Here is a 26,606-nt window from a genome sequence, read left to right on the forward strand (position 1 = left end):
ACAAAGCTAAAAACTTCCAAAGTCTGGGGCGGCATTGAAAGTCCGTTTGAGTGAGCCGCAAGGAATCCCGGCAATATCGCGAGGCGAGGAGACAATCGCAGCCCAATAGACGCGCCCGACCAATCAACGCCATTCTCCCGGAACAGGCACTCGTCTGGGCTGCCGTCTGGTGCCGGAATTGGCCAGTGGCCAATTCCGAGATCGGACCTACATAGAGGCCGGGTTGCTCGATCCCCGAACAACGTAATGCTTATCACGGATAGTGGGAGGTTTGCTTGCAGCGAATAGGAGTAGTGACCTTTCCAGGTTTTCACGTGATGAGCTTCGCGGCAATGTCGGTCTTCGAGGTCGCCAACTCGGAGTTTGGCGAACGCCGCTACGACGTTCATTTTATCTCGGAGAACGGAGGACCAATAAGGACGACGGCCGGGCTTGTAGTAGAGACCGAGCCGTTCGACAATTCCCTCTTCGACACACTTATTGTCGGCGGCGGCACGGACCGGTCGCTAAGTCCGTCCGAGGGAGTGCTGACGTACCTACGAAAGGCTCCCGAGATTTCCCGCAGGGTGGCCGCGACGTGCGTCGGTGCATTCACGCTGGCCGAAGCAGGACTTCTGGACGGCAAGCAGGCGACGACGCATTGGGACTACACGGCGGAACTTCAGCGACGTTATCCGAAGGTCAAGGTGCAGGAAGACCGGATATTCGTCATCGACGGATCGGTATGGACGTCGGCGGGCATGACGGCGACGATGGATCTCGCACTGGCGATGGTCGAGAACGATATCGGTCCGGACGTCGCTCGAGCGGTCGCGAAGAAAATGGTGATCCATCATCGCCGTTCAGGCGGACAGTCGCAGTTCTCGGCGCTCCTCCAACTCGAGCCGAAGTCCGACCGAATTCAAAGCGCACTCGCATTCGCGAGGAAAAATCTCCATACCGAGCTTACGGTGGAAAAGCTCGCGGAGGCGGCCCATCTGAGCCCCCGTCAATTCACTCGTGCGTTCGCGGCGGAGACCGGCGAGTCGCCGGCAAAGGCCATCGAAAAGCTCCGTCTCGAGGCCGCCCGATTGATGTTGGAGGACAGTCGGCATCCGATCGAGATCATCGCGCGGCAGACGGGCTTTGCGGATCGAGAAAGAATGCGGCGGGCATTCGTGCGTGTGTTCGGCCTGCCACCTCAGGCAATGCGACGACAGGCTCGGACGGATGCGCAACTGGGACACGACGCTCCGTCGGGCACACTGCCCGCGCTCCGTGATGCCGATCTTATGGTCGATCAGGAGCCCGCCATCCTGCAAGGCGATGCGCCTTCATTCCGGGAATTTCTCGCCGAGCATCGGCAATCCGCTTTGCGACTCGGCCCGGGTCGCTTCGTCCTCCAGCACATCCCAATGCTCAGCGAGGACACCGTCGGCGATGCGCACGATGTCCGCGGCAATCCGATTTTTCGGTAGTCGTGCGCTGCGCGATGCGCGGGCGACCGGTCACCTCATGAACCTCAAGCGGGAAGGTTGCGGGCCCGAGCGAGCCGAGGAAGCGGTCTGACCGAAGCTAATTCGAGTAGAGATGGCGCTGGGCTTCGTGTACGAAAGCCGCACCGATCAAATCCGGAGCGAACCAATTCCCCAACTCATATTCGGCCTGGCCTATCTGCTGATCCTGACCCGCTTCATCTGGCCGCTGCAGTTGCCGCTTTCGATCAAGATCTTGGTGGCGGCGCTCGCGTTGGTCGCATTGCAGTTTCACCGGTGGAGCAAGCTCTCGTCGGGCTCGGCATTCTCTCCGGAGTTTCCGCGCCCGGTGGTCGTCCTCTTCAACTGGGCGTTCGGCGCGATCGTCTTGCTGGCGCTGCTGCAACTGGCGCTCGATGTCGGACTCCTGGTCGGACTTCTGATCCATGGGGACATCGTGAGCGCACCCGACGGCGTCCGCTATGGATTGGCTGCGTTGGCTGCCGTCGCGGCCGCTGTCGGTGTCCATCAGGCGATGCGGATTCCGCCGCTGAAGGACATCGAAGTCGGTATCCACGGACTTCCGCGACAGTTCGACGGGTACACCATTCTGCAACTGACCGATCTGCACATCAGCCGGCTGTTTCCCGCTTCATGGGCGCGCGCCGTCGTCGAGCGATCGAACAAACTCGGCGTCGACTTGATCGCGATCACGGGAGATCTGATCGACGGCACTCTCGATGCGCGACGCGCCGACATCGAGCCGTTGCGGGACTTGAAGGCGACCGACGGCGTCTACGTGATCTCGGGCAATCACGAATACATCTTCGGCTACAGCACGTGGATGGCGCACTTCGCCGAATTGGGACTGCTCTCGCTCGAGAACAGGCACATCGTTCTCGATCGCGACGGAAGCAATCTGGTCCTCGCCGGCATTACCGACCGGGCGTCGCGCCGCACTAGACATCTCGTCCGAGACCTAGCCGCCGTCCTCGAAGGCGCCCCCAAAGGCGTCCCTGTCATCCTGCTCGACCATCAGCCGAGCGACGCACGGAACGCCGCGAAGCTCGGCGCGGCTCTGCAACTGTCCGGACACACGCATGGAGGACTGATTCTGGGCATCGACCGGCTGGCCGCACGCGCCAACGCCGGCTACGTGTCGGGTCGTTACGACGTCGACGGGATGACGCTTTACGTGAACAACGGCACCGCGCTGTGGCCCGGCTTCGCGCTGCGACTCGGTCGCCCCTCCGAATTGACGCGGATCACGCTCCGCCAGCCGGGCGCCACCTGATCGCGCGAGGGCCTGCGATGGCACTGCCGTGTCCCTCAGGTGCTCGCCGCAAGAGTGATCAGGGCGACGAAGACGCTAAGCGGCACAAGGTGCGAAAGCAGTCAAGGACTGTGCTCTTGATGGAAATAGTGGCACTGCCCTGCTCACGCTGAAGAGCAGTCGCTACATCGAAATCTATCAGGCCGCTTATGCATTTATTCGGTCGGCTATCGTTTCGCCTCGTTCTCGACGGCCTTCGCACGCGCAGGTGAGGATTTTCGCGCGCCGGGGCCAGGATGAACATGGACCTCCTTCGCGGTCAGAGGCTCACCGCATTCGGAGCAGACCATGACGGGGTCGAACATCTTGTGGCAGTTCTTGTGTTCGTGCAGCAACGGCCGTCCGCGCGAATCGACCATGTGGATATTGCCCCAGTGCACGATCGACATGATGATCGGATAGAGATCGAGACCCTTCTGCGTCAGGATATACTCGTAGCGCTTGGGCGCGTCCTGATAGGGAGTTTTGCGAAGGACGCCAAAGCGGACGAGCTTCTTCAGCCGGTCGGCCAAGAGGTGCCGGGTCACGCCGAGCGACGACTGGAACTCGTCGAATCTGCGGATCCGAAGAAAACATTCACGTAGGATGAGCAGGCTCCAGCGGTCGCCGATGACCGCCACGGTGCGGGCCAGCGAGCACGGCTCCTCCTCGAGAGCATCCCATTTCATCAACGTCTCCAGTCGATCTGCGGCATCTAAGAAAATAAATTCTAAATCAGAACTCACTACATTTCAATAGGATGCCTCATTCTACGCGGAAAACGGGCGCATTGAATGATGATGATCATATTGACAGTTCTAAAATAGAACTTTAGGACTCGCGCCACGATCAATCAGGTGGCGAACGATTGCCGCCATCGAAGGGAAGGGCGTTCCATGGCAGCTCCGCTCAAGGTCGAATTTCACTTCGATTTCGGCAGTCCCAACGCCTACCTCGCCGAGCTTGCGCTGCCTGCCATCGAGCAGCGAACGGGAGTCAGGTTCGACTACGTGCCGGTGCTGCTCGGCGGCGTCTACAAGGCGACCGGCAACATGTCGCCCGCGGAGTCGCTGCGCGGCATCAAGAACAAGCCGGAATATAATGCGCTCGAGACCGAGCGTTTCCTGCGCCGCCACAGCATCACCAAATTCAAGACGAATCCGTTCTTTCCGGTGAATACGCTGATGCTGATGCGCGGCGTTGTCGCGGCCGAGTCCGAAGAGATGTTCGAGCCCTACTTCCGTGCCGCCTATCACCACATGTGGGTCGAGCCGAAGAAGATGGACGATCCGCAGGTGTTCCGCGAGGCGTTCCTGTCATCCGGGCTGGACATCGATCGCATCATCGCTCGTGCCCAGCAGGACGACGTCAAGAAGAGGCTGATCGAGAACACAGGCAGCGCGGTAGCGCGCGGCACGTTCGGCTCTCCAACGTTCTTCGTTGGCAACGAGATCTACTTTGGCAAGGACAGTCTGCGCGATGTCGAGGACGAAATCCTTGCGCAATTGAGCTCGGCGCAGCGCAAGAGCGCCTGACCGCGCGGAGGCATGGAACGAACCGAGCCCGCAAAGGGCCTTTCAACGGGAGGTGTCATTGGCGAACTGGCAGCAGGCTGCAGCCGAAATCACGAACGCGTTGCCGCAGCGCATCCATGAGGTCATGGACCCCTATGTTGCCGCCACTCCCGACCGGACGGCGCTGATCGAAGACAATGCCAGCCTGACCTATCGCGAACTCGATCGGGCGGTTGGTGCTACGGCGGAGGCGCTGCGCGCGCTAGACATCCGCGCCGGCGATCGCATGATGATCGTCAGCGAGAACTCGATCGCGCTCGCCTGCCTCCTGTTCGCAGCAAGCCGCCTCGATGCCTGGGCGATTGTCGCCAATCCGCGGCTGTCGCCGCGTGAGCTCGATCAGATCAGGGATCACAGCGGCGCCCGGCGCATGTTTTTCACGGCAAAGGTCTCCGAGGAGGCGGCCGCGCACGTGATGCGTTACGAGGCTCGGGTGCAGGATGTTGGGCCGCTCCACGACATCGGCGTGTCTGCCCTGAACCAGGACACGCAGGCGGAGCCGGTCGAGGCCGACGGCACACGTCAGGTAGCGGTCCTTATCTACACCTCCGGCACGACCGGAACGCCGAAAGGCGTCATGCTCTCGCATCGCAACCTGCTGTTTTCGGCGAGGACCACGGCGAATTTGCGCAGCATGACGGCGGACGACGTGCAGTATTGTGTGCTGCCGATCTCGCATATTGTCGGTATCTCGTTGCTGACGATGACGCTGATGGTCGGTGGTGTCACCCGGCTGGTCACCAAATATAATCCCGCTGCGCTGGCCAAGGCGCTGGCCGAGGAAGGCATCACGCTTCTGAACGGCGTGCCCGCCACCTATCAACGGCTGCTGGAATACAAGCAGATGGCAGGCTTGCCGAAACTTGAGCGTGGTGCGCTGCGCCTGATGAGCGTCGCCGGCGCCCCGCTCGACCTCGAGCTAAAGGCAAGGGTCGAGAAGGAGCTTGGTCTTCCGCTCGGCAACGCCTTTGGTATTACTGAATGCTCGCCCGGAATTTCCGGTGTGCGGCCTGAGGCGCCGCGCAGCGACAATTCGGTCGGCGTCCTCGTGCCGGGTATCGAAGCCAGGATCGTGGCGCGTGATGGCATCGTCGTGACGAACGGTGAGATCGGCGAACTGCATGTCCGCGGACCGAACGTCATGCGCGGCTATTATCGCGCGCCCGACCTCACGGCGAAGGCGATCGACCCGGACGGGTGGTTCAACACGGGAGATCTCGCGCGCTTCGAGGGCGATGCGATGTTCATCGTTGGCCGCACCAAGGAAATGATCATCCGTTCGGGCTTCAACGTCTATCCGGCCGAGATCGAGGCGGTGCTCAGCACCCATCCCGACGTGGTGCAATGCGCCGTGGTCGGGCGGCCGGTCATGGGCAATGAAGAGATCGTGGCCTTTGTCCAGCTCCTGAAGGGCTCCTCGGCCACCGCGCAGGACGTGATGGCGCATGTCGCGCCGGAGCTCACGTCCTATAAGCGGCCGTCGGAGGTCATCCTCATGGACGCGCTGCCAGCCACGTCGACCGGCAAGCTCCTGAAGCACAAGCTGGCGGAATCGCTACGCAGCTAAAGCGGGCGAGATCGCTTCAACGTCTCACAAGGCTGGAGAAGTCCCATGCAGAAGAGAAACAGGACGGTTGCGGTGATCGGCGCCGGTGACTTCATCGGCGGCGAAATTGCCAAGAAATTTGCCTCGGAAGGCTTTACGGTCTTCGCCGGTCGCCGCAATGGCGACAAGCTCGCGCCCCTGGTTGCGGACATCGAGGCCGCCGGCGGCGAGGTCCACGCCCGCTCGCTCGATGCGCGCAAGGAGGAGGAGATCACCGCCTTCCTGAACGACGCCGACAAGCACGCGCCGCTCGAGGTCTGCATCTTCAACATCGGCGCCAACGTCAATTTTCCGATCCTCGAGACCACCGAGCGGGTGTTTCGCAAGGTCTGGGAAATGGCCTGTTATTCCGGCTTCCTTGCGGGGCGCGAGGCAGCGCGGCTGATGCTGCCGCGCGGCGGCGGCAACATCTTCTTCACCGGCGCGACCGCGTCCTTGCGCGGCGGTTCCGGCTACGCCGCCTTCGCCAGCGCCAAGTTCGGCCTGCGGGCCGTAGCGCAGGCGATGGCGCGCGAACTCGGACCGAAGAACATCCATGTCGCGCACCTCATCATCGACTCCGGCGTCGATACCGAATGGGTGCGGCAGCGCCGGCTCGAAGCGCTCGGCCCCGATGCGCTCGACAATCCGGACCTGTTGATGCCGCCCGCGTCGGTGGCCGCGTCCTATTGGCAGCTCTACCAGCAGCCCAAGAGCGCCTGGACGTTCGAGCTCGAGATCCGTCCCTTCGGCGAGAAGTGGTAGGGAGCGCATCCCATGGAGCTCGCGCTATCCCCGGAAGACGCGGCGTTTCGCGGCGAAGTCCGCGCCTTCATCAAGGACAACTACCCGGCCGAGATGCGCGTTCCCAACCCGGAGACCGACCTCTCCAAGGAGCAGATGCTGCTGTGGCATCGCATCCTGCACAAGAAGGGCTGGATCGCGCCGCTCTGGCCCAAGGAATATGGCGGACCCGGCTGGTCGATCACCCGCCGTTTCGTGTTCGAGCAGGAGACCAGCCGTGCCGGCACGCTGCCGCCTCTGGCGTTCAGCGTCACCATGGTCGGCCCGGTGATCTACACCTTCGGCAATGAGGCGCAGAAGCAGAAATTCCTGCCGCGTATCTTGTCGGGCGAGGACTGGTGGTGCCAGGGCTATTCCGAGCCGGGTTCGGGCTCGGATCTCGCCACCGTCCGCACCAAGGCGGTGCGCGACGGTGATCACTACATCGTAAACGGCCACAAGACCTGGACCACGCTGGCCCAGCACGCCGACTGGATCTTCTGCCTGGTACGGACCGATCCGGCGGCCAGACCGCAATCCGGCATCTCGTTCCTGCTGATCGACATGAAGTCGCCGGGCGTCACCGTGCGTCCGATCATCACCATCGACGGCTCCCATGAGGTCAATGACGTCTTCCTCGAAAACGTCCGCGTCCCCGTCGAAAACCTGATCGGCGAGGAGAATAAGGGCTGGACCTACGCCAAACTCCTGCTCGGCAATGAGCGCACCAGCATGGCCGGGATCGGCCGCTCGACGCGCTATATCGAGAAACTGAAGAAGATCGTGAAGGCGGAGATTCGCGCAGACGATCCGGCGCATCTGGAATTCATCAGGGACATCACCCGTGTCGAGCTCGACGTGTTGGCGCTGGAAGCGACCGAGCTTCGCGTCGTGGCGCAGATGGCGCGCGGCATCGATCCGGGGCCGGCGGCTTCGCTGTTCAAGATCCGTGGCACCGAGATCTTTCAGAACATCACCGAATTGACTCATCGCGCGATCGGCAATTACGGCCTGGCGATCCGCGAGCATCCGGTCAGCGCCAACCATTTCATGCCCGGTCCGGACTACGGCCACACCGCGGCGGAGAAATATCTCAACGCGCGCAAGCTCTCCATCTACGGCGGATCAAACGAGATCCAGCGCAACATCATCGCCAAAGCAGTGCTCGGTCTCTAGCAATAGCGCCACAAGAGGATCGGATGGATATCCAGTTCACGGAAGAGCAGGAATTGTTGCGGTCCAGCGTCCAGCGCCTGTTGCGCGACAAGTATGATTTCGATGCGCGCCGCAAGATCGTCGCGAGCGAGGAAGGGTTCAGCCGAAAGCAATGGGCCGAATTCGCCGAACTCGGCCTGCTCGCCGCGCCGTTCTCGGAAGATGTCGGCGGGCTCGGGGGCGGGCCGTTGTCGACCATGATCATCATGCAGGAGTTCGGCCGCCATCTCGTCGTCGAGCCCTTTGTCGAGACGGTCGTGGTGGCCGGTGGCTTGATCGAGCAGGCGGGTTCCGACACGCAGAAGCAGGCCTACATCGCCGACATTATTGCGGGAGCGAAGCTCTGGGCACTGGCCTGGACCGAGAAGGGCTCGCGCTTCGATCTCGCCACCGTGACCACGACGGCGCGCCGGGACGGCAACGACTATGTTCTCACTGGCGAGAAGACCGCGGTGCTGGCCGCACCCTGGGCGGATTATCTCATCGTCTCCGCCCGGACCTCGGGCCATCATCATGATCGCGGCGGCGTCAGCCTGTTCGTGGTCGATCGCCGCGCCGCCAACCTCGATCTGCAGAGTTTTAAGACCATCGATGGCCGCAAGGCAGCCGAGGTTAGCCTTAGGGGCGTGCGCGGGGAGTTGTTGGGCAAGGAGGGCGAGGGCGTTGCCGCGCTGGAGGCCTGCCGCGACCGCGCGATCGGCGCGCTCTGTGCCGAGGCGGTCGGTGCGATCGGTGAGCTGAACGCGGCGACGCTGGAGTATTCCAAGACACGAAAGCAGTTCGGCGTCACGATCGGCAGCTTTCAGGTCCTGCAACACCGGATGGTCGACATGTTCATCGCGCATCAGGAGGCGCTGTCCCTGATGCAGCATCTCAGCCTCAGCCTTGGCGAGGATGAGGCCGGCGTCTGGCGGCTCGCCTCGGGCGCCAAGTCCAAGATCGGCTATGCCGCAAAATTCGTGGCCGATCAGGCCGTGCAGTTGCACGGCGGCATGGGCATGACCGACGAGCTCAATGTCGGTCATTACTTCAAGCGGATCTCTTCCATCAATATCCAATTCGGCGATCCCGCCTACCATGTGTTGCGTTACGCGCAGCTCGACGCGGCCGCCTGAGACAGCGAGGCAAGCATGTCGTCACCCGAAGCAGTCATCGTCTCCACCGCACGCACCGGCGTCGGCAAGGCCTATCGCGGCGCGCTCAACAACACCGACGGACCGACGCTCGCCGGCCATGTCATGGCCGAGGCGGTGAAGCGCGCTGGCATCGCGCCCGGTGAGGTCGAGGATGTGGTCATGGGCTGCGCGATGCAGCAGGGCACCATGGTGATGAACGTTGCGCGCAAGGGCGCGATCCGCGCCGGGCTTCCGGTGACCGTTGCCGGAACGACGATCGACCGCCAATGTGCCTCTGGCCTGCAGGCGATCGCGGTGGCAGCGCGCTCGGTAATGCTCGACGGCGTCGAGATCGCGATCGGTGGCGGCATCGAGTCGATCAGCCTGGTGCAGAACGATCATATGAACATGTTCCACGCGGTCGATCAGGATCTCATGGCGATGAAGCCTGAGATGTATATGTCGATGCTCGAGACAGCCGAGGTCGTTGCCGAACGCTACAAGATCGGCCGCGACAAGCAGGACGAATACAGCCTCGAATGCCAGCGCCGCGTCGGCGCCGCGTTGCAGGGCGGCCGCTTCAGCGACGAGATCGTGCCGATCACGACGAAGATGGCGGTGGTCGACAAGGACACCAAGGAGGTCAGCTATCAGCAGGTGACGCTGGCCGGGGACGAGGGTCCGCGTCCCGACACCACCGCCGATGGGCTCGCCAAGATCAAGCCGGTGTTCGAGGGCAAGACCATCAGCGCCGGCAATGCCAGCCAGCTCTCGGATGGCGCCTCGGCCTGCGTGATCATGAGCGACAGGATCGCCGCGCAGAAGGGCCTCAAGCCGCTCGGCATCTTCCGCGGCTTTGTCGCCGCCGGCGTCGAGCCCGACGAGATGGGCGTCGGCCCGGTCGCCGCGATCCCGCGGCTGCTAAAGCGGCACAATCTGAAGATCGACGACATCGATCTCTGGGAGCTCAATGAGGCCTATGCGGTGCAGGTGATCTATTGCCGCGACAAGCTCGGCATCGATCCGGACAAGCTCAACGTCAATGGCGGCTCGATCGCGATCGGCCATCCCTATGGCATGACCGGGTCGCGGCTGACCGGCCACCTCCTGATCGAGGGGCGGCGGCGCAAGGCGAAATACGGCGTGGTGACCATGTGCATCGGCGGCGGCATGGGCGCGGCGGGTCTGTTTGAAATCGTCCACTGATCGGAAACGCAGGAGATATCCGTGAAAACAGCGATCACTAAACTGTTCGGCATCCAGCACCCGATCATCCAGGGCGGCATGCACTATGTCGGCTTTGCCGAGATGGCGGCCGCGGTGTCCAACGCCGGAGGCCTCGGCATCATCACCGGCCTGACGCAGCGGACGCCTGAGCTATTGGCAAAGGAAATCGCGCGCTGCCGCGACATGACCGACAAGCCGATCGGCGTCAACCTCACGTTCCTGCCGAGCTTCACCGCACCGCCCTATCCGGAATATATCGCCGCGATCAGGGAAGGCGGCGTCAAGGTGGTGGAGACGGCCGGTCGCAGCCCTGAGCAATACATGCCGGCGCTGAAGGCTGCCGGCATCAAGGTGATCCACAAATGCACTTCGGTGCGGCATTCGCTCAAGGCTGAGAAGATCGGCTGCGACGCCGTCAGCGTCGACGGCTTCGAATGCGGCGGCCATCCCGGCGAGGACGACATCCCTAACATGATTCTGCTGCCGCGCGCGGCCGACGAGCTCAGGATTCCGTTCGTGGCCTCCGGCGGCATGGCCGATGCGCGCAGCCTGGTCGCGGCGCTGTCGATGGGCGCCGCCGGCATGAACATGGGTACGCGCTTCATCGCCACCAAGGAGGCACCGGTCCATCCCAATGTGAAGCAGGCGCTGCTTGACGCCACCGAGCTCGATACGCGCCTCGTGATGCGTGCGTTGCGCAACACCGAGCGGGTGCTGAAGAACAAGGGCGTCGATGAGCTGCTCGAGATCGAGCGCGAGAAGGGCGCCACGTTGAAGATCGACGACATCCACGAGCGGGTCGCGGGCGTCTATCCGAAGGTGATGATCGACGGCGAGATGGATGCCGGAGCCTGGAGCTGCGGCATGGTGGTCGGCTTGATCAACGACATTCCGACGGTGAAGGAGCTAATCGACCGCATCATGGCCGAGGCCGAGGCGATCATCCGCCAGCGGCTGACTGGATTCCTTGACGGGACGATCGAGCCTGCACGGACCCGCGCGGTCGCCTGACGAGGCGCGACATACGAGCACGTCAAGACCGGGATAGCTGACGGCGTCACGAGGCTGACGCCGCAGCACCCGGAGAAAAAGAACGCCAGAGAGGAAGAGCATGCCAGTCGCCGGTAGCCATCAATACCCCACCATGGAATCCGTGATCTACGGCAAGCCAGCGGCAGAGGCGCTACGGGAGGAGGCCGAACGGCTGGGCGCCAAGCGCGTCTATTTGATCGCCAGCCGCACGCTCAACACCACCACCGACGAGATCGAGAAGATCAGGGCGGCGCTCGGTGACCGCCATGCCGCGACCTTCGATGGCGTGCCGCAGCACACCACCCGGGACGTGGTGACGCAGATTGCGCGACAGGCCAAGGATGCTCAAGCCGATCTGGTCGTCGCGATCGGCGGCGGTTCGGTGGTCGATGCGGCCAAGATCGTGCTGATGTGCATGGAGCACGAGATCTTCGAACCGATGGGGCTCGACGGGTTCGAGACCACGCCGGACCGCCGCTTCGGGGCATTTCGCGCGCCGAAGGTGAGGATGATCGCGATCCCCAGTACGCTCTCGGGCGGTGAGTACAATTCCGGCGCGCTGGTCACCGATACCGGTCGCAAGCTGAAGCAGATTTTCAATCATCCGATGATGATGCCGCGCAGCATCATCCTCGACCCCGCGATCACGAAATACACGCCCGAGAAGCTCTGGCTGGGATCCGGCACACGCGCGATGGATCACGGCATCGAGGCGATCTGCTCGAGCCGCCCTAATGTGCTCGTCGATGCCGTGTGTCAGCAGGGGCTGCGTTATCTGCACGATGGGCTCCTGCGCACCAAGAACAATCCGAACGACGAAGCGGCGCGGCTGAGCTGCCAGTTGGGTTCCTGGATGTCGGCCTTCGGGTTGCAGGCGCGGGTGCCGATGGGCGCGAGCCATGCCATCGGCCATGTTCTTGGCGGGACCTGTGATGTACCGCATTATTTCTGCACGGCAGTGATGATGCCGAGCGTGCTGCGATACAACCTGCCGGCCACAGAGGTCGCCCAAAAATCGGTCGCAGCCGCACTCGGTGTGCCGGGGCGCGATGCCAGCGAGGCCTTTGCAGCGTTTATCGCTGAGCTCGGCCTGCCGCGCAGGCTTGCCGACGTCGGCGTGGCCGAGGACCGTTTTGAGCTGATCGGCAAGAACGCCATGCTGTCGATCTTCACGCGGGCGAACCCGCAGCCGATCCGTGAGCCCGGCGACATCGTCAAGATACTCAAACTGGCCGCCTGAAGCGGTCACTCAATCTCCGTCGCGCCTTGCTGCATGCCGGGCGCGCGCAAAACAACAATGGAGGAACGCGCGATGTCCTGGGGCACACGACTGGCCTGCGCACTCGTGATTGCGATGTCCACGCCTTGCTGGGCGGCTGACGCGCCGGGTGTCACGCCGACGAAGATCAAGATCGGTGGTATTTTCCCGCTGAGCGGCCCAGCTTCTTCGATCGGCCAGGTCGGGCAGGGCGTGCAGGCCTATGTGCAATCGATCAACGATCGCGGCGGCATCCACGGGCGCAAGATCGACTATGTCATGATGGACGATGCGTACAGCCCGCCCAAGGCCTTCGAGCATGCGCGAAGGCTGGTGGAGAGCGACGAGGTCGCCTTCATGTTCAGCCAGCTCGGCACGGCGGGTAACTCCGCCGTGGCAAAATATCTTACTGCAAAACGTGTGCCGACGATCGCGATCGTCACGGGAGCGAGCAAGTTCACCAGCGTCAAGGACTATCCGCTGACGACCACCGGCCTCGTCAGCTATGACACCGAAGGCAAGATCTACGCAAAGTATCTGATGCGTGCGCTGCCCGCGGCGAAATACGCAATCCTCTACCAGAATGATGATCTCGGCCGCGACTACGTCAACGCTTTCAAGGCAGTGCTGGGCGCCGATTTCGACAAGCGCGTGGTCACCGCCAGTTACGAGGTGACGGAACCGACCGTGGACTCGCAAGTGGTCTCGCTGAAGAGCTCGGGCGCGCAAGCGCTGTTTGTCGCGGGCACGCCGAAGTTTGCAGCGCAGGCGATCCGTCGCGCAGCGGAGACCGGATGGAAGGCGACGATCCTGATCAACTTCCCTTCGTCCTCGGTGGCTGGCACGCTGAGACCGGCGGGCCTGGAAAACTCCATCGGTGTCATCGTCGGGACCCCAAACAAGGATCCGAATGACCAGAAATGGACAGACGACGAGGCGATCAAAGGTTATCGCGTCTTCTTCGATCGATACCTGGCCGGCTCCGATATCACCAACACCAGCTATCTGACGGGGTACCAGCAGGGCTTGGTACTGGAGCAGATCCTCAAACAATGCGGCGACGATCTTTCGCGCGACAACGTCATCAAGCAGGCGAAATCGCTGAAGGACATTGCGCTGCCGACCGCGCTGCCTGGCATCCGGATCAATACCAGCGAAAGCAACAACATGATATGGACGCAGTTGCAGCTCCAACGATGGACCGGCACACGCTGGGAGCAGTTCGGTGAAATTCTCGACGCGAGCTCGGAGTAGGGCATCCGGCTCGGATGAGCGCGGGCCCCGTCGTCCTGTGGGTACAAAGAGTCGCCGGGAGCAAACCATGATGGCTGACTTGCGCATATTCTCGTACCTGCCCAACCCGCGCGTCTGGAAGGCGACCATTGCCGCCCGATTCTGCGGCGTCGACGTCGAGGTCAGGGGTGCGTCAGGCAAGGAGTTGCGGGACTGGCTGTGGGATTATGACGCGCGTCCCCTCGCGCAGGGCGAACGGGAATCCCTTTCGTCCTTTGCACGAACCGGGCGGGTCGGGTTGACCGGCGCGCAACTCTTCAAGACTGACGCTTTCTTGGAAGCACAGCCGTTCGGCAACGTGCCCGCCGCGTTCGGGCCTGACGGAAGGACCGGAATATTCGAGTCGAACAGCATCATGCGCGCGGTGGCGCGGCTGGGCGAGGCGAGGTTTCCGCTCTACGGGTGTGACGCCTATGAAGCATCCAGGATCGACAGCTTTCTGGATGTCAGCCTGGTCTTCGCCAGGGATTCGCAAATCTATCTCCTTGCACTGTTGGATGGCTCGGTTGATGCAGCCATTCACGCGCGTGCGAAGGCGGCCTTCGCGATCTATGCCTCGGGGCTCGAACAGGCGCTGTCGCCACGCCGCGATACGCTGGTGGGGGACGGCATCACGCTGGCCGACATCTGCTTTGCCGCCGAGCTTGCGCTGTCCATGAACGAGCACGCACGGGCCGAGCAGTTGAGCGCGCGCGGGCTGGACAGGATCCTGCACGCCGGAATTCGGGACGAGTACCCGCGGGTGTTCGGTCACTTTGATCGCCTGGTCGCGCACGAGCACTTCAGGCAGGACCTCGGGCCGTACGTTGAAAAGCTGTTATCGAAGGCCGCCGCCTGAACAAGAAAGCCGCCGGCCGCAACGGGGAGGATTGACTACATGACCGCGCCTGTTTGCCTCATCACCGGTGTTGGACCTGGCACGGGTTCGGCGCTCGCCAGACGGTTTGCCGAGGGCGGTCATCGCGTCGCGCTGCTCACCAGGAACGAGGAGCGCCTTGCCGCGCTGGAGAAGGAGCTGCCGGGCGCGAAGGGCTATCGCTGCGACGTGTCGGATCCCGCGCAGGTCGAAGCGGCAGCGTCCGCAGTGGAGCGCGAGCTCGGCCATCCCGGCGTCGTCATCCACAACGCCGTCGGCGGGGCGTTCGGCACCTTCCGCGAAATCGATCCGCAAATTCTCAACCGCAACTTTCAGGTCAACACGATGGGGCTGTTGTACCTCGCGCGGCGGTTTGCTCCGGCGATGGTCGAGTCCGGCAAGGGTGCGATCGTTGCCACGGGCAATACCTCGGCATTGCGGGGCAAGCCAGGTTTTGCCGGTTTTGCGCCGACCAAAGCAGCACAACGGATTCTTGCTGAGGCGATCGCGCGCGATCTGGGCCCGAAAGGCGTCCACGTCGCCTACGTCGTCGTCGACGCCGTGATCGACCTGGAATGGACGAGGAAGCGCTGGCCCGACCGACCGGACGACTTCTTCATCAAGCCCGCGGCGATCGCCGACGAGATCTGGCATGTAGCACACCAGCATCGCAGTGCGTGGTCGTTCAATGTCGAACTGCGGCCTTTTGGAGAGAATTGGTAGCCGGCAAAGACAACGTGGAACAAGACGTCAGCAAAGAGTAGCCGTTCTCGGTCCGGGGCGAGGGCTAATTTCATTGAGCGGTCCAGTATCCCGAGCAGCGGGACTGCCGGAATACTTTCCGAAGGGCCGCAATTGTGTCCGGAACAGACTAGGCTGCAGACAGTGGGAAGCATCGCCAAAACCTGCCGTCCCTGGGCGATGGACAGGATTTCGGCATCAGCAATGTTGGTTGCCCGTGTCAGTCCCGAGGCCTTTTCTGGCTGTCCCAGGTGGCGTGAATAATGTTTCGCGCGGCTTGCCGAGCGAGTATCCTGATCAGGGCGACGAGGCGTGGATCCGGCTTCGATGAGTTGGGCAACGGCCACGCCGATTTAGTGTCGATGTCGGAGATCTGCAGGGTGATGTAGCGCCAGCCCAGTGCTTGACGAACCGGATTGACGGTCGAGGCGCGGTCTTCCTCCAGAAGAAGGAGGCTATGTCCCAGGCGAAAAGCCAGACCACCCGGCCAGGACTGTTCGGCGAAGCCGAGGATGTCGCCATAGAACCTACGGTTCGCGGGTCACTGCCAGAGCTCGCATGTCGCCACGCGATTGATGTCGGCGAGCCGGCGGTCGGCATCGCCACGGAGATCGAGGCTCGCAACCAGCGTCAGCAGGCGGTGATAGGCGCCATCGGCAACTTCGACCGGCAGCGGGGCCTCGTCAAATGCCTCGACATAGCTGCCGACAAGGTTGCTGAGGACACGGCACAGGCCGCGCTGGGCGGGGTCGTCCCGGCCGAGCGTGTCGAGCTTCTGCTGAAAAATCTGGAAGGTTCGCAAACCGTGGTGCTGTTCGGAAAGCCACGTGTGCAGGTCGTTCATATGAGCCTCTTCGGTGATGTGAAGAAGCTAACGGCTTATACAGCCGGTCTGTGACGATTGCTAGGGAGGGAAAGCTCCGGACCCGTTGATCCAGTCTGCCTTCGCCAAGGCTTCGGCGGGACAGCCTTCGCTGCTTCGCTTCGATGGGCCGGAGCTTGGCTCGCCCAGCCGTAGCTGCGAAGCAGCGAAGGCTGGTGCCCCTGGCCGGAATCGAACCAGCACTCCTTGCGGAACTCGATTTTGAGTCGAGCGCGTCTACCAGTTCCGCCACAGGGGCCCTCGGTCGGCCCCCAAGGGGCGTCGCGAAGCCGGCGGACTATAGCCATGGAAAAGGCGGGGTCAACCCGCGCCAAAGTGATCCCGGCCGTTCTCGACAGGGGCCCAGGGCGGGGTTAGAGCCTTGAAGCCACGACCCATCCGAAGAGGCTGCCGTGACGACCCAGAGTGCCGCAATACCTGCGTTTAAACCGGCTGCCAGCGCGCCTGCGCTGACGGCCTCGCTGGCCGTCACCCTGATCGCGGCGGCGACAATCGCGGGCGCCTGGTTCTTCCAGCTCGTGCTGGAGATCCTGCCCTGTCCGCTCTGCCTGGAGCAGCGCTACGCCTATTATCTCGCGATCCCGCTCGGCGCGCTCACCGTGCTGGCGGCGAGAAGCGGCGCGCCGCGGCCGCTGCTGCTCGGAGGCCTGGCGATCCTCGCGCTGGCGGCGCTCGCCAATGCCGGCCTCGGCACTTACCATTCTGGTGTCGAATGGGGCTTCTGGAAGGGGCCGACCGATTGCACCGGTCCGGTCGTCAATCTCGGCAGCGCCGGCGATCTGCTGTCGCGGCTCGACACCGTGAAGGTCGTTCGCTGCGATGAGGTGCAGTGGCGCTTCCTCGGCCTCTCGCTCGCCGGCTACAATGTGCTGATCTCGCTGCTGATGGCCGCGATCGCCGCATGGGGCTTTGTGCGGACGGCGAAGGGGCGGTAGCTAAAGCGCGCTTGCGGCTTCGTGCTGGAAGCCGAGATAGCTCGCGGCGACCTGCTCGTTCGCGGCGACGTCGCTGGCCTTGCCGCTCAGCACGAACTCGCCGAGCTCCATCACGTAAGCCTGGTCGGCGATCTTCAGTGCGGCCTGCGCGTTCTGCTCGACCAGCAGCACCGAGACGCCGCTGGCGCGAAGCTCGGTGACGATGCGGAAAATGTCGGCGACGATGATCGGGGCAAGACCGAGGCTTGGCTCGTCCAGCATCAACAGTTTCGGCTCGCCCATCAGCGCACGGCCCATCGCGAGCATCTGCTGCTCGCCGCCGGAGAGTGTGCCGGCAAGCTGCTTGCGCCGCTCCTTCAGGCGTGGAAACAGGGTGTAGATCCGCTCTATCGAGGCCTTCGCCCGGCTCCGCTCGATGCGGAAGGCGCCGAGCTCGAGATTGTCCTCGACATTCATGGTCACGAACAATTCGCGGTGCTCCGGCACGAGGCCCAGGCCCATCGCGACGCGGTCCTCGATGTCGAGCCGCGCCAGGTCTTGCCCCGCAAACGCAACGCGGCCCTTCAGCGGCAGAATGCCCATGATGGCGGAGAGCAGCGTGGTCTTGCCGGCGCCGTTGGCGCCGACGATGGTGACGATCTCGTTCTGCCCCACTTCGAGCGAAACGGAACGGACCGCCTCGACCTTGCCATAGGCGACATGCGCGTCGGTGACGGACAACAGCGCGCTCATGCCGCCACTCCGAGATAGGCCTTGATCACTTCGGGATTTGTCTTGATCGTCGCGGGCGTGCCTTCCGCGATCTTGGTGCCGAAATCGAGCACCACGATGCGGTCGGCCAGGTTCATCACAAAACCCATGTCGTGCTCGACCAGCAGCACGCTCATGCCGCCGTCGCGCAATTCGCGCAGCAGTTTTGCGAGCTGCTGCTTCTCCATGTGGCGAAGGCCGGCCGCCGGTTCGTCGAGCAGCAGCAGCATAGGATCGACGCACAGCGCGCGCGCGATCTCGACGATGCGCTGCTGGCCGAGCGACAGCGAACCTGCGAGCTGGTGCATCTGATCGGCCAAGCCGACGCGCTCGATCTGGCGGGCGGCTTCCGCGAGCAGTTTTGCCTCGTCGGCGCGGTCGAGCCGCAGCATCGAGGCGAGGGGGCCGGAATGGCCGCGCAGATGCGCGCCGATCGCGACATTCTCCAGCACGGTCATGTCGGGCACCAGCTTCACATGCTGGAAGGTGCGGGAGATGCCGAGCTTGACGATCTCCTGCGGCGGCGCCCGGTCGACCTTCTTGCCGAGCACGGAGATCGAGCCCGAAGTCGCCGACAGCACGCCGGTGATCAGGTTGAACGTTGTGCTTTTTCCCGCGCCGTTCGGCCCGATCAGCGCGACGATCTCGCGGGCCTGGACGTCGAAGGAGACGTTGTTGACCGCAATCACGCCGCCGAATTGTTTGCGGGCCTTCTCGACCTGAAGCAGCACGCTGGACTGGCCCGCCGCGCGGGGGCGCTGCTCAAGTTTCAGCAAGGTGTCCGGCTTCTTGCCACCGGTAGCCTCGGGCAGGAACGACATCAGCCACGGCCAGACCCCGCCGGGCGCAAGTTGCAGCAGCGCCACCAGCATGATGCCGAACACGATGGTCTCGACCTGGCCGGAGCCGGGCAGGATCAGCGGCAGATAGCTTTGCAGCACCTCTTTCAGGATCACGACGATGGCTGCACCGAGCACGCCGCCCCAGACATAGCCGGCGCCGCCGACCACGGCGATGAAGAGATATTCGATGCCGGCCTGCGCGCCGAACGGCGTCGGGTTCACCGCGCGCTGGAGGTGGGCATAGAGCCAGCCCGAGAGGCCGGCGAGCACGGCGGCGTGGATGAACACCAGCATTTTTGCGCGCGGCGTCTGCACGCCGAAGGCTTCGGCCGCGACATGCCCGCGCCGCAGCGCGCGAATGGCGCGGCCGGTGCGGGAATCCAGCAGGTTCATCGTGAGCAGGGCCGAGATGATCACGGCGACCCAGATCGCGTAATAGATCGATCCGGGCGAGAGCATCTTGTACGCGCCGATCGACAGCGGCGGGATCGCCGAGATGCCGTCATTGCGGCCGAGAAATTCCAGCTTGCTGAAGAGGTAGAACAGGCCAAGGCCCCAGGCGAGCGTGCCCAGCGGCAGATAGTGGCCGGAGAGACGGACCGTGACCAGGCCGAGCAGCACCGCCAGCAATCCACTGACCACAAGCGACAGCGGCAAGGTCAACCAGGGCGACAGGCCATAGGTCGTCGTCAGCACCGCCGTGGTGTAGGCGCCGAAGCCGACGAAGGCCGCTTGGCCGAACGAGGTGAGGCCGCCGACACCGGTGAGCAGCACGAGGCCCATCGCGACCAGCGCGGTGAGGCCGATATTGTCGAGCAGCACGATCCAGAACGGCGGCATGCCGGGAACGAACGGGATCGCCGCCATGAGAGCTGCGAAGATGAGGATGGGAAGCCGGCTCTGCATCTTGGCCTCAGTCCTTCTCTTCCTCGACCGCGGGCGCGGCGAGCGAGCGCAGCAGCAGCACGGGGATCAAGAGCATGAAAACGATCACCTCCTTGTAGTTGGAGGCATAGAAGGACGAGAACGCCTCGACGATGCCGACGACGAGCGCGGCGACGGCGGTCAAGGGGTAGCTGACGAGCCCGCCGATGATCGCGGCGACAAAGCCCTTCAGGCCGATCAGGAAGCCCGAGTCATAGTAGAGCGTCGTGATCGGTACGATCATGATCCCGGACAGCGCGCCGATGACGGATGCCAGCAGGAAAGCGATCTGTCCCGACAGGGTGGTGCGGATGCCGGCAAGCCGCGCGCCAAGCCGGTTGACGGCGGTGGCGCGCAGCGCCTTGCCATAGAGCGTTAGCCCGAAGAACAGCCACAGACCGACGATGAAGGCGATGGTGATGCCGTAGACGGTGAGGCTCTGGCCGGTGAAGCGCAGCGAGCCCGCGGTGAACGCGCCGGACAGCACCGCCGGTCCGCGCTGGCCCTCGGCGCCGAAGAACAGCAGGCCCAGTCCCTGGAGCGCGAGATGGACGCCGACCGAGGCGATCAGCAGCACCAGCACCGAGGTGTGGGCCAGCGGCTGGAACGCAATCCGATACAGAAACAGGCCGATCATCGCGACGATCAGCAGCGACAGCGCGATGCAGACCGCGACCGGCGGCTTCTGGCCAGCGAAATAGAGGGTCACCGCCAGCACGATGGCCGGCAGCACGATGTTGGCGAGGACACTGCGTAGGATCAGCCGGCCGTGCAGCGCCTTGCGGGCCACGAACAGGTCGAACACGAAGGCGACGATGCCCATGGCCAGTGCAAGCTTGGCCGTGCCCGGCATCTGACCCGAGGCCAGCGAGGCATAGGTCAGCGCGCCATAGGTGACGAACTCGCCCTGGGGGATCAGGATGACGCGGGTGACGGCAAACACCAGCACCAGCGCCAGGCCGAGCAGCGCATAGATCGCGCCATTGGTAATGCCGTCCTGCAGCAGGAACAGCATGATGGTGGTGTTCAAGACCGGACGCTCCCCCTCAAAGATTAAGGACCGGTCCCCAGATTGTGGTGGATGGTCCGCTCACAGCCATTGAAATACGCTGGCGATATTTGATATAGTCCATAACAATTATCAAATATAACTTCAAGGGTGGTGAGCGACCCGTCCCGAATTTAGCGGGATTACGAGCACGAGGCGATGACCGTTTCAAAAACCGCTGAAAAACCCGCGGACGCGACCAAGGGCCGCAAGGATGCGCCCGAGGGCCTGCCCGAAGCCCTCCAGCTCGGCGAGCTCTCTGAGCAGCTTGGCTATGTGCTGAAACGGGCACAGCTCAAGGTGTTCGAGAACTTCCTGCGCTGCATGGCCTCGCTCCAGCTTACGCCGGCGCAGTTCTCGGTGCTGCTGCTGGTCGAGAAGAACCCCGGCCGTAACCAGACCGAGGTCGCTTCCACGCTCGGCATCCTACGCCCGAATTTCGTGGCCTTGCTCGACAATCTCGAAAGCCGTGACCTCTGCGCCCGGATCCGCTCCACTAACGACCGCCGCTCGCACATCCTGGTGCTGACCGACAAGGGCAAGGCCGTGCTGGCCCGCGCCAAGAAGCTTGTGGCGACCAAGCACGAGGCGCGGCTGAAAGAGCTGCTCGGGCAGGCCAACCGCGAAGCCCTGCTCGAGATGCTGTCGAAGATCGCCAACGAGTTTTAAACCGCTCTGCGCGGCAGGAAATCAGGCCGCGGCGAACCGGTCGCGCAGCGCGGGTGCCCCGAGGGAGAGGAAGCGGCGCTCGATTTCGGCCGCGGGCAAAGGACGGCTGAACAGATAGCCCTGCATTTCGGTGCACCCCTCCGCGGCGATCCGCTCGAACTGCTCACGCGTTTCGACGCCCTCAGCTGTCGCCGTCATACCCATCCCGTTCGCGAGTGCGGCAATCGCCCGCACGATGTTGAGCGACCCGGCATCGGTCGCGATGTCGCGCACGAAGGAACGGTCGATCTTGATCTTGTCGAACGGGAAGCATTGCAGGTAGGTCAGCGACGAATAGCCGGTGCCGAAATCGTCCATGGCGATCCGCACCCCGAGCGCACGCAGCTGGTGCAGTATGGCGAGCGTCCCCTCCTTGTCCTGCAACAGGACGCTCTCCGTAATCTCGATCTCCAACCGGCTTGCTTCCAGCCCGGCAGATGCGAGCGCGCCGACGATCACCTCGGCGAGGCCGGCGTAACGGAACTGCGCCGCAGAGATGTTGACGGCGACATGGAGGTGCTTTGGCCACCGGCTCGCCGTCCTGCAGGCTTGCCGAATGACCCATTCGCCGATCGGTACGATGAGGCCGATTTCCTCCGCGAGCGGAATGAAGTCGTTGGGCGCGATCAGCCCGCGCTGCGGATGCTGCCAGCGGATCAGGGCCTCGAAGCCGCTGATCTCGCCGCTCTCTGTCTTGACCAGCGGCTGGTAGTGAAGCTCGAATTCGCCGCCAGCGAGGGCCTTGCGCAGGTCGAGCTCCAATGCGCGGCGGCTTTGCACCTCTTCGTCCATGGCCGGTTCGAACAAGCGGTACGTGCCCCTGCCGTCGCTCTTCGCCCTGTAGAGCGCAAGGTCCGCATTGCGTAGCAATTGCTCTGGTGTTGTGCCGTCGGCCGGCGCCATCGCGATGCCGACGCTTGCCCCTGCGATCGTCTGCTGTTCGTCGATTTCGAACGGCGCGGCCATCTGTTCGATGATGCGCTGTGCAAGCGCGCCCGCTTCGCTTTCGTCGCCGACCGGGATCTGAAGGACGACGAATTCGTCACCGCCCATCCGGGCGATCGTGTCGCTCGGACGGACGAGGCGGCGCAGACGCTCGCTGACGCCCCTCAGAAGGGCATCGCCGGCGTGATGTCCCAACGTGTCGTTCACCGATTTGAACTTGTCGAGATCGATATGATGCACGGCGAACGTCTGGTTTGACGCGAACGCCTGCGCGAGCCGCTGGTTGAGCAAGGTGCGATTGGCAAGGTCGGTCAGCGCATCGTGATGCGCCATATGCGCGATCTTCAGCTCGGCCCGGCGTTGCTCGGTGATGTCTTCGTGGGTCGCCACCCAGCCAAGATCCGGCATCGGTCGATGGCGGACCTTGAAGGTGCGTCCGTTGCGCATCTCCATGATGCTGTCGATGGGCTCGGCCGAGCCGACGACGCCGGTTCGCCACTTCATGAATTCATCCCGCGTCATCGCGGGCACGCTGCCGGCTTCGAAGCGCATGTCGACGATTTCCGACAGCGGTGTACCGGGACGGACGCGCTCGGGCGGCAGTCCGTACATGTCGATGAAGTCCTTGTTGCACACGATCAGCCGGTGACTGGCATCGAAGAAGCACAGTCCGTGCGACATGTTGTTGATCGCGATGTCGAACTGCATGTTGCGTTGCTGCAACCGCGCGCTGAGCTCCTCGCGTTCGGTGATGTCCTCGTGTGTAGCCATGCCGCCGCCACCCGGTAGCGGGTGGGCGGCATAGGCGATGATCCGCCCGTCCGCGAATTCCTGGATGGTTCGTTCGCTCACGAACGCGCCCTCGGTCCGGGCGCGGATATAGGCATCGGCCTCGCCGCGGATCTCCAGGCCCAGCGCGAGACGATGCTGGATCAGATCACCGACCGGCGTGCCCGGCCGCACCTGCTCCGGCGAAAGGCGGTACATGTCCATGTAGCGCTGGTTGCAGTAGACGACCTCGCGCCTCTGGTTGAAAAGGATGATGCCGAGCCAGAGGTTGTTGACGGCCTGTTCGAGCAGCCCGCCAAGGACGAGCGGGTCGATCTCGCTGACCTGCCTGTCACGATCGTCCATAAATCCTTGCCCTCCCTCAAGCGCGGCACCATTAGAACAGAATCCGGTGAATCGTCTCCATGATCTGCCTCGTGCGCAGGCAGCTTCCCAAAATTGCAACGAATTTCACGTTAAGAAGTCTAACGCTATCCGGGCCGAAGCCGCCCAGCGTAAACCTTGCGTTAAGCATACAGGGTCGTGGGCCTCAGGTTCGATAGGCGAGGCGCGTTTCGCGCTCCAGTCCCAACGCGCCGCGCGGCGGTGGTTGTCTCAGTCGACCAGGATCACCCTGATATCGTTGACGTTGGTCAGCGTCGGGCCGGGCATCAGCAGATCGCCGGTGGCCTCGAAGAACGTCGTCGCATCGTTGTTGTCCAGATAGACCTGCGGCTGAAGCGCAAGCGCCTTCATCTTCGCGAACGTCGCCGCGTCGATCAGCGCGCCGGCGGGGTCGGTGGGATGGCCGGCGCCGCCATCGGCGCCGTCGGTGTCGCCGGCAAGCGCCGAGATGCCGGCCGTGTCCTTCAAGAGGTCAGCGAGTGCCAGCGCGTATTCCTGGTTCGGGCCGCCGCGGCCGTTGCCGCGCACGGTGACCGTGAGCTCGCCGCCGGAGAGGATCGCGATGCGCTTTCCTTGCGCGCGCGCCTGGAGCGCGCGTTTGGCGTGATCGGCGGCGACCTCGCGCGCTTCGCCTTCGAGATCGGCGCCGAGATCGATGGTTTCGTAGCCCGCGTCTTTTGCAAGCTTCACCGCGGCGTCGAGCGATTGCTTCGGCCGCGCGATCAGTTCGAAATGCGCGTGCGCAAACGCGACGTCGCCCGGCTTGCAGCTTTCGTTGGCGGGATTGTCGAGTGCGCGGCGCACGGAATCGTCGATGTCGAGCTTGTACTTCGCCACGATGGCGCGCGCGTCCGCAAGCGTGGTCGGATCGGGCACCGTGGGGCCGGACGCGATCGCGGAGGGATCGTCATGCGGCACGTCGGAGATCGCGAGCGTCACGATCTCGGCGGCATTCTTGCCGGCGCGCGCCAGCCGGCCGCCCTTGATGCGCGAGAGATGTTTCCTGACGATGTTCATCTCGCCGATCGGCGCACCGGAGCGCAGCAGCGCCTTGTTGACTGCCTGCTTCTGCGCAAAACTGATGCCGTCCACCGGCGCGATCCAGTTCGCCGAACCTCCGCCGGTGAGCAGCACCAGGAGCAGATCGTCGGGCCCGGCCTGCGCTGCAAGCTCAAGCGTGTCGGCCGCGCCCTTGAGGCCAGCCTCATCCGGCACGGGATGGCCGGCCTCGACCACGCGAATGCGGCGCGTCGGCACGCCGTAGCCGTGGCGGGTGGTGGCGATGCCGACGAGACGCTCCGGCGGGAGTTTTGGCGTGTCGAGATAGTATCGCTCGGCGGCCGCGGCCATCGCGCCTGCGCCCTTGCCGGCGGCGAGGCAGATCACGCGCCCCTTCGGCGCGGGCCGCAGATGCGGCGCCAGTATCGTGTTGGGATGGGCGGCGGCAACGGCGGCGTCGTAGAGCGCGCGGAGCAGGGGACGTCGGTCGGTCATGACGATGGCCTTCAACACACAGAAGAGACTGGCGGCAAGCGCGCCGCTCACCTGCCTACCGCATCAGGCGCCAAAGCGTAAGCGGGCTTTACCATCATTCGATTGTGCAATCGCGTGATCATAATCGGCGTGCAAGCAAAACCCCCTGCGAAGATCTCGCAGGGGGCGCTTTGTCGTCGCGTTTTCGCAGGCCTAGCCGCCGACGTCGGCGCTGATCACGTCGCCGAACAGATCCCACTTCTCGCCCTTGAACCGCTCGAGCTGGAGCTGGCTGATCGGCGCAAAGTCGGTCGGGGAGGTGTTGATCTGGATACCCGGCAGCAGCACCTCGGTGCGGAAGTTCTTCAGGCTGGCGGCCTGCCTCATGACGTTCTCGTGCGTGAGATCGTCGCCGCACTGCTTCAGGATCTGGACCAGAGTCTGCGCCACGCCGTAGCCGACGATGGTGCCATGGTCGAGCTTGTCGCCTTCAGGGAAGTATTTGGTCATGAAGATGAGGAAGTCCTTCATGCCGGGATCGTTGACCCACTGCGGATCCGAGACGTCCTTCAGATAGTCGGCGGAGATGATGTCCTGCGCATTCTCGAAGCCTGCGGGCTTGAGCACGCTGCCGACCGAGCCCGAGACGTTGTTGAGGAAGTGCAGCGGCTTCCAGCCGACCTCCGCGACCTTCTTGATCGCTTGGGCTGCGAATTTCGGCGTCGTGATGTTCATGAAGACATCGGCGCCGGTCGACTTCAGCCTGACGATGTGGCTGTCGATGGTCGGCTCCGACGTCTCGTAGCTCTCCTCCATCACGATCATCGAAGCGGCCTTGGTCCCTAAGCCGTCCTTCAGGCCCTTGAGATAGTCCTTGCCGTAATCGTCGTTCTGGAACAGCACGGCGATCTTGGCGTCCGGCTTGTTCTTGAGGAGCCATTTCGCATAGATCTGCGTTTCGCTCTGGTAGGAAGGCTGCCAGCCCATGGTCCAGGGAAAGTTCTGCGGATCGTTCCATTTGGTGGCGCCGGTCGCGACCAGGATCTGCGGCACTTTCTTCGAGTTCATGTATTTCTGGATCGCGGAGTTCGACGGCGTGCCGAGCGAGTTGAAGATGAACAACACCTCGTCGCTCTCGACCAGCTTGCGGGCCTGCTCCACGGCCTTCGGCGGCGAATAGGCATCGTCGTAGGAGACGAAGTTGATCTTGCGGCCGTTGATGCCGCCTTCCTCGTTGATCTTCTTGAAATAGGCGGCTTCGGTCCGCCCGATGATGCCGTAGGCGGAGGCCGGTCCGCTGTAGGGCATGATGTTGCCGACCTTGATCTCGGTGTCGGTCGCGCCGGTATCGTATTTCTTCTGGGCGGATGCAGTGGAGGTCGAGGCTGCAATGAGCGCGAGCGCCAGTGACGCGACCGCAAGTTTGCCGGTGACAGCGGGCATTCCTATCTCCCTATTTTTGGTGTGTGCGTTCCTTTTT

General features: G+C 63.4%; 22 protein-coding genes, 1 tRNA gene and 1 pseudogene. 15 read left to right on the forward strand and 9 right to left on the reverse strand.

The genetic code is table 11. The features are described from left to right. Positions 1-275 precede the first annotated feature (275 nt). Together UP06_RS10365 and UP06_RS10370 are read left to right on the forward strand one after the other, a co-directional pair. Positions 276-1,217 (forward strand): annotated as a pseudogene (locus UP06_RS10365) (GlxA family transcriptional regulator); the annotation flags it as partial. Positions 1,218-1,623: 406 nt separating this feature from the next. Beyond that, complete coding sequence (locus UP06_RS10370) at positions 1,624-2,748, forward strand: metallophosphoesterase (RefSeq protein ID WP_045002614.1); 1,125 nt, start codon at positions 1,624-1,626, stop codon at positions 2,746-2,748. A 206-nt stretch (positions 2,749-2,954) separates the two neighbouring features. On the opposite strand, the gene UP06_RS10375 is transcribed toward UP06_RS10370, so the two are convergent. Further along, positions 2,955-3,455, reverse strand: a complete 501-nt coding sequence (locus UP06_RS10375) for a winged helix-turn-helix transcriptional regulator (protein ID WP_045002445.1) — start codon at positions 3,453-3,455, stop codon at positions 2,955-2,957. A gap of 207 nt (positions 3,456-3,662) precedes the next feature. Between UP06_RS10375 and UP06_RS10380 the strand changes: the two genes are divergently transcribed. From UP06_RS10380 to UP06_RS10430, 11 genes are all read left to right on the forward strand, one after another. After that, positions 3,663-4,301 (forward strand): 2-hydroxychromene-2-carboxylate isomerase, encoded by a 639-nt coding sequence (locus UP06_RS10380; RefSeq protein ID WP_045002446.1) that lies wholly within the window; start codon positions 3,663-3,665, stop codon positions 4,299-4,301. A gap of 52 nt (positions 4,302-4,353) precedes the next feature. Further along, positions 4,354-5,907 carry a class I adenylate-forming enzyme family protein gene (locus UP06_RS10385; RefSeq protein WP_045002447.1) on the forward strand — a complete coding sequence of 518 codons (1,554 nt, stop codon included), beginning with the start codon at positions 4,354-4,356 and terminating at the stop codon, positions 5,905-5,907. 45 nt (positions 5,908-5,952) lie between these two features. Next, complete coding sequence (locus UP06_RS10390; protein ID WP_045002448.1) at positions 5,953-6,690, forward strand: SDR family oxidoreductase; 738 nt, start codon at positions 5,953-5,955, stop codon at positions 6,688-6,690. Positions 6,691-6,702: 12 nt separating this feature from the next. Continuing rightward, positions 6,703-7,884 carry an acyl-CoA dehydrogenase family protein gene (locus UP06_RS10395; protein WP_045002449.1) on the forward strand — a complete coding sequence of 394 codons (1,182 nt, stop codon included), beginning with the start codon at positions 6,703-6,705 and terminating at the stop codon, positions 7,882-7,884. Between the two features lie 23 nt (positions 7,885-7,907). Beyond that, a complete protein-coding gene (locus UP06_RS10400; RefSeq protein ID WP_045002450.1) occupies positions 7,908-9,038 on the forward strand; it encodes an acyl-CoA dehydrogenase family protein in 1,131 nt (376 codons plus the stop codon). Between the two features lie 15 nt (positions 9,039-9,053). After that, positions 9,054-10,244, forward strand: a complete 1,191-nt coding sequence (locus tag UP06_RS10405) for an acetyl-CoA C-acyltransferase (protein WP_045002451.1) — start codon at positions 9,054-9,056, stop codon at positions 10,242-10,244. A gap of 21 nt (positions 10,245-10,265) precedes the next feature. Further along, positions 10,266-11,276 carry an NAD(P)H-dependent flavin oxidoreductase gene (locus tag UP06_RS10410; RefSeq protein WP_045002452.1) on the forward strand — a complete coding sequence of 337 codons (1,011 nt, stop codon included), beginning with the start codon at positions 10,266-10,268 and terminating at the stop codon, positions 11,274-11,276. Positions 11,277-11,376: 100 nt separating this feature from the next. Next, complete coding sequence (locus UP06_RS10415; RefSeq protein ID WP_045002453.1) at positions 11,377-12,537, forward strand: iron-containing alcohol dehydrogenase; 1,161 nt, start codon at positions 11,377-11,379, stop codon at positions 12,535-12,537. Between the two features lie 72 nt (positions 12,538-12,609). Next, a complete protein-coding gene (locus UP06_RS10420) occupies positions 12,610-13,809 on the forward strand; it encodes an ABC transporter substrate-binding protein (protein WP_045002615.1) in 1,200 nt (399 codons plus the stop codon). Positions 13,810-13,876: 67 nt separating this feature from the next. Then, the gene (locus UP06_RS10425) at positions 13,877-14,686 is read left to right on the forward strand and encodes a glutathione S-transferase family protein (protein ID WP_245305450.1); all 810 of its coding nucleotides are present in this window, start codon (positions 13,877-13,879) and stop codon (positions 14,684-14,686) included. Between the two features lie 39 nt (positions 14,687-14,725). Further along, entirely contained in the window at positions 14,726-15,427 is a 702-nt protein-coding gene (locus tag UP06_RS10430) for an SDR family NAD(P)-dependent oxidoreductase (RefSeq protein WP_045002454.1), read from the forward strand. Positions 15,428-15,986: 559 nt separating this feature from the next. On the opposite strand, the gene UP06_RS41990 is transcribed toward UP06_RS10430, so the two are convergent. Both UP06_RS41990 and UP06_RS10440 read right to left on the reverse strand, forming a co-directional pair. Further along, complete coding sequence (locus UP06_RS41990; protein WP_045002455.1) at positions 15,987-16,289, reverse strand: hypothetical protein; 303 nt, start codon at positions 16,287-16,289, stop codon at positions 15,987-15,989. Between the two features lie 192 nt (positions 16,290-16,481). Continuing rightward, positions 16,482-16,566, reverse strand: a tRNA-Leu gene (locus tag UP06_RS10440). Positions 16,567-16,720: 154 nt separating this feature from the next. Here UP06_RS10440 and UP06_RS10445 point away from each other — a divergent pair. Then, a complete protein-coding gene (locus tag UP06_RS10445) occupies positions 16,721-17,263 on the forward strand; it encodes a disulfide bond formation protein B (RefSeq protein ID WP_045002456.1) in 543 nt (180 codons plus the stop codon). Here the strand turns inward: UP06_RS10445 and UP06_RS10450 are convergent, their stop codons facing one another. The 3 genes from UP06_RS10450 to UP06_RS10460 are packed head-to-tail and all read right to left on the reverse strand — an operon-like array spanning position 17,264 to position 20,809. After that, positions 17,264-17,995, reverse strand: coding sequence for an ABC transporter ATP-binding protein (locus tag UP06_RS10450; RefSeq protein WP_045002457.1), 732 nt, complete (start codon positions 17,993-17,995; stop codon positions 17,264-17,266). Beyond that, the gene (locus tag UP06_RS10455; protein ID WP_045002458.1) at positions 17,992-19,761 is read right to left on the reverse strand and encodes a branched-chain amino acid ABC transporter ATP-binding protein/permease; all 1,770 of its coding nucleotides are present in this window, start codon (positions 19,759-19,761) and stop codon (positions 17,992-17,994) included. The genes UP06_RS10450 and UP06_RS10455 overlap by 4 nt, the downstream gene beginning before the upstream one ends. Positions 19,762-19,768: 7 nt before the next feature. Beyond that, the gene (locus UP06_RS10460; RefSeq protein ID WP_045002459.1) at positions 19,769-20,809 is read right to left on the reverse strand and encodes a branched-chain amino acid ABC transporter permease; all 1,041 of its coding nucleotides are present in this window, start codon (positions 20,807-20,809) and stop codon (positions 19,769-19,771) included. A gap of 177 nt (positions 20,810-20,986) precedes the next feature. On the opposite strand from UP06_RS10460, the gene UP06_RS10465 reads away from it, so the two are divergent. Next, the gene (locus UP06_RS10465; RefSeq protein WP_045002460.1) at positions 20,987-21,496 is read left to right on the forward strand and encodes a MarR family winged helix-turn-helix transcriptional regulator; all 510 of its coding nucleotides are present in this window, start codon (positions 20,987-20,989) and stop codon (positions 21,494-21,496) included. A 21-nt stretch (positions 21,497-21,517) separates the two neighbouring features. On the opposite strand, the gene UP06_RS10470 is transcribed toward UP06_RS10465, so the two are convergent. The 3 genes from UP06_RS10470 to UP06_RS10480 form a co-directional block, all read right to left on the reverse strand. Next, the gene (locus UP06_RS10470) at positions 21,518-23,614 is read right to left on the reverse strand and encodes a putative bifunctional diguanylate cyclase/phosphodiesterase (protein WP_045002461.1); all 2,097 of its coding nucleotides are present in this window, start codon (positions 23,612-23,614) and stop codon (positions 21,518-21,520) included. Between the two features lie 249 nt (positions 23,615-23,863). Next, complete coding sequence (locus UP06_RS10475; RefSeq protein ID WP_045002617.1) at positions 23,864-25,147, reverse strand: glycerate kinase type-2 family protein; 1,284 nt, start codon at positions 25,145-25,147, stop codon at positions 23,864-23,866. A 192-nt stretch (positions 25,148-25,339) separates the two neighbouring features. Next, positions 25,340-26,569, reverse strand: a complete 1,230-nt coding sequence (locus tag UP06_RS10480) for an ABC transporter substrate-binding protein (RefSeq protein ID WP_045002462.1) — start codon at positions 26,567-26,569, stop codon at positions 25,340-25,342. Between the last annotated feature and the right edge of the window lie 37 nt (positions 26,570-26,606).

Source organism: Bradyrhizobium sp. LTSP857 (assembly GCF_000938285.1).
Classification (GTDB): domain Bacteria; phylum Pseudomonadota; class Alphaproteobacteria; order Rhizobiales; family Xanthobacteraceae; genus Bradyrhizobium.

What these genes read in the sequence shown, in the direction of transcription:
- UP06_RS10475 (WP_045002617.1), bottom strand. Translation starts at nt 25,147, where the DNA reads ATGACCGACCGACGTCCCCTGCTCCGCGCGCTCTACGACGCCGCCGTT.
- UP06_RS10415 (WP_045002453.1), top strand. Translation starts at nt 11,377, where the DNA reads ATGCCAGTCGCCGGTAGCCATCAATACCCCACCATGGAATCCGTGATC.
- UP06_RS10375 (WP_045002445.1), bottom strand. Translation starts at nt 3,455, where the DNA reads ATGAAATGGGATGCTCTCGAGGAGGAGCCGTGCTCGCTGGCCCGCACC.
- UP06_RS10390 (WP_045002448.1), top strand. Translation starts at nt 5,953, where the DNA reads ATGCAGAAGAGAAACAGGACGGTTGCGGTGATCGGCGCCGGTGACTTC.
- UP06_RS10470 (WP_045002461.1), bottom strand. Translation starts at nt 23,614, where the DNA reads ATGGACGATCGTGACAGGCAGGTCAGCGAGATCGACCCGCTCGTCCTT.
- UP06_RS10400 (WP_045002450.1), top strand. Translation starts at nt 7,908, where the DNA reads ATGGATATCCAGTTCACGGAAGAGCAGGAATTGTTGCGGTCCAGCGTC.
- UP06_RS10430 (WP_045002454.1), top strand. Translation starts at nt 14,726, where the DNA reads ATGACCGCGCCTGTTTGCCTCATCACCGGTGTTGGACCTGGCACGGGT.
- UP06_RS10450 (WP_045002457.1), bottom strand. Translation starts at nt 17,995, where the DNA reads ATGAGCGCGCTGTTGTCCGTCACCGACGCGCATGTCGCCTATGGCAAG.
- UP06_RS10395 (WP_045002449.1), top strand. Translation starts at nt 6,703, where the DNA reads ATGGAGCTCGCGCTATCCCCGGAAGACGCGGCGTTTCGCGGCGAAGTC.
- UP06_RS10405 (WP_045002451.1), top strand. Translation starts at nt 9,054, where the DNA reads ATGTCGTCACCCGAAGCAGTCATCGTCTCCACCGCACGCACCGGCGTC.
- UP06_RS41990 (WP_045002455.1), bottom strand. Translation starts at nt 16,289, where the DNA reads ATGAACGACCTGCACACGTGGCTTTCCGAACAGCACCACGGTTTGCGA.
- UP06_RS10455 (WP_045002458.1), bottom strand. Translation starts at nt 19,761, where the DNA reads ATGCAGAGCCGGCTTCCCATCCTCATCTTCGCAGCTCTCATGGCGGCG.
- UP06_RS10380 (WP_045002446.1), top strand. Translation starts at nt 3,663, where the DNA reads ATGGCAGCTCCGCTCAAGGTCGAATTTCACTTCGATTTCGGCAGTCCC.
- UP06_RS10465 (WP_045002460.1), top strand. Translation starts at nt 20,987, where the DNA reads ATGACCGTTTCAAAAACCGCTGAAAAACCCGCGGACGCGACCAAGGGC.
- UP06_RS10480 (WP_045002462.1), bottom strand. Translation starts at nt 26,569, where the DNA reads ATGCCCGCTGTCACCGGCAAACTTGCGGTCGCGTCACTGGCGCTCGCG.
- UP06_RS10425 (WP_245305450.1), top strand. Translation starts at nt 13,877, where the DNA reads ATGATGGCTGACTTGCGCATATTCTCGTACCTGCCCAACCCGCGCGTC.
- UP06_RS10420 (WP_045002615.1), top strand. Translation starts at nt 12,610, where the DNA reads ATGTCCTGGGGCACACGACTGGCCTGCGCACTCGTGATTGCGATGTCC.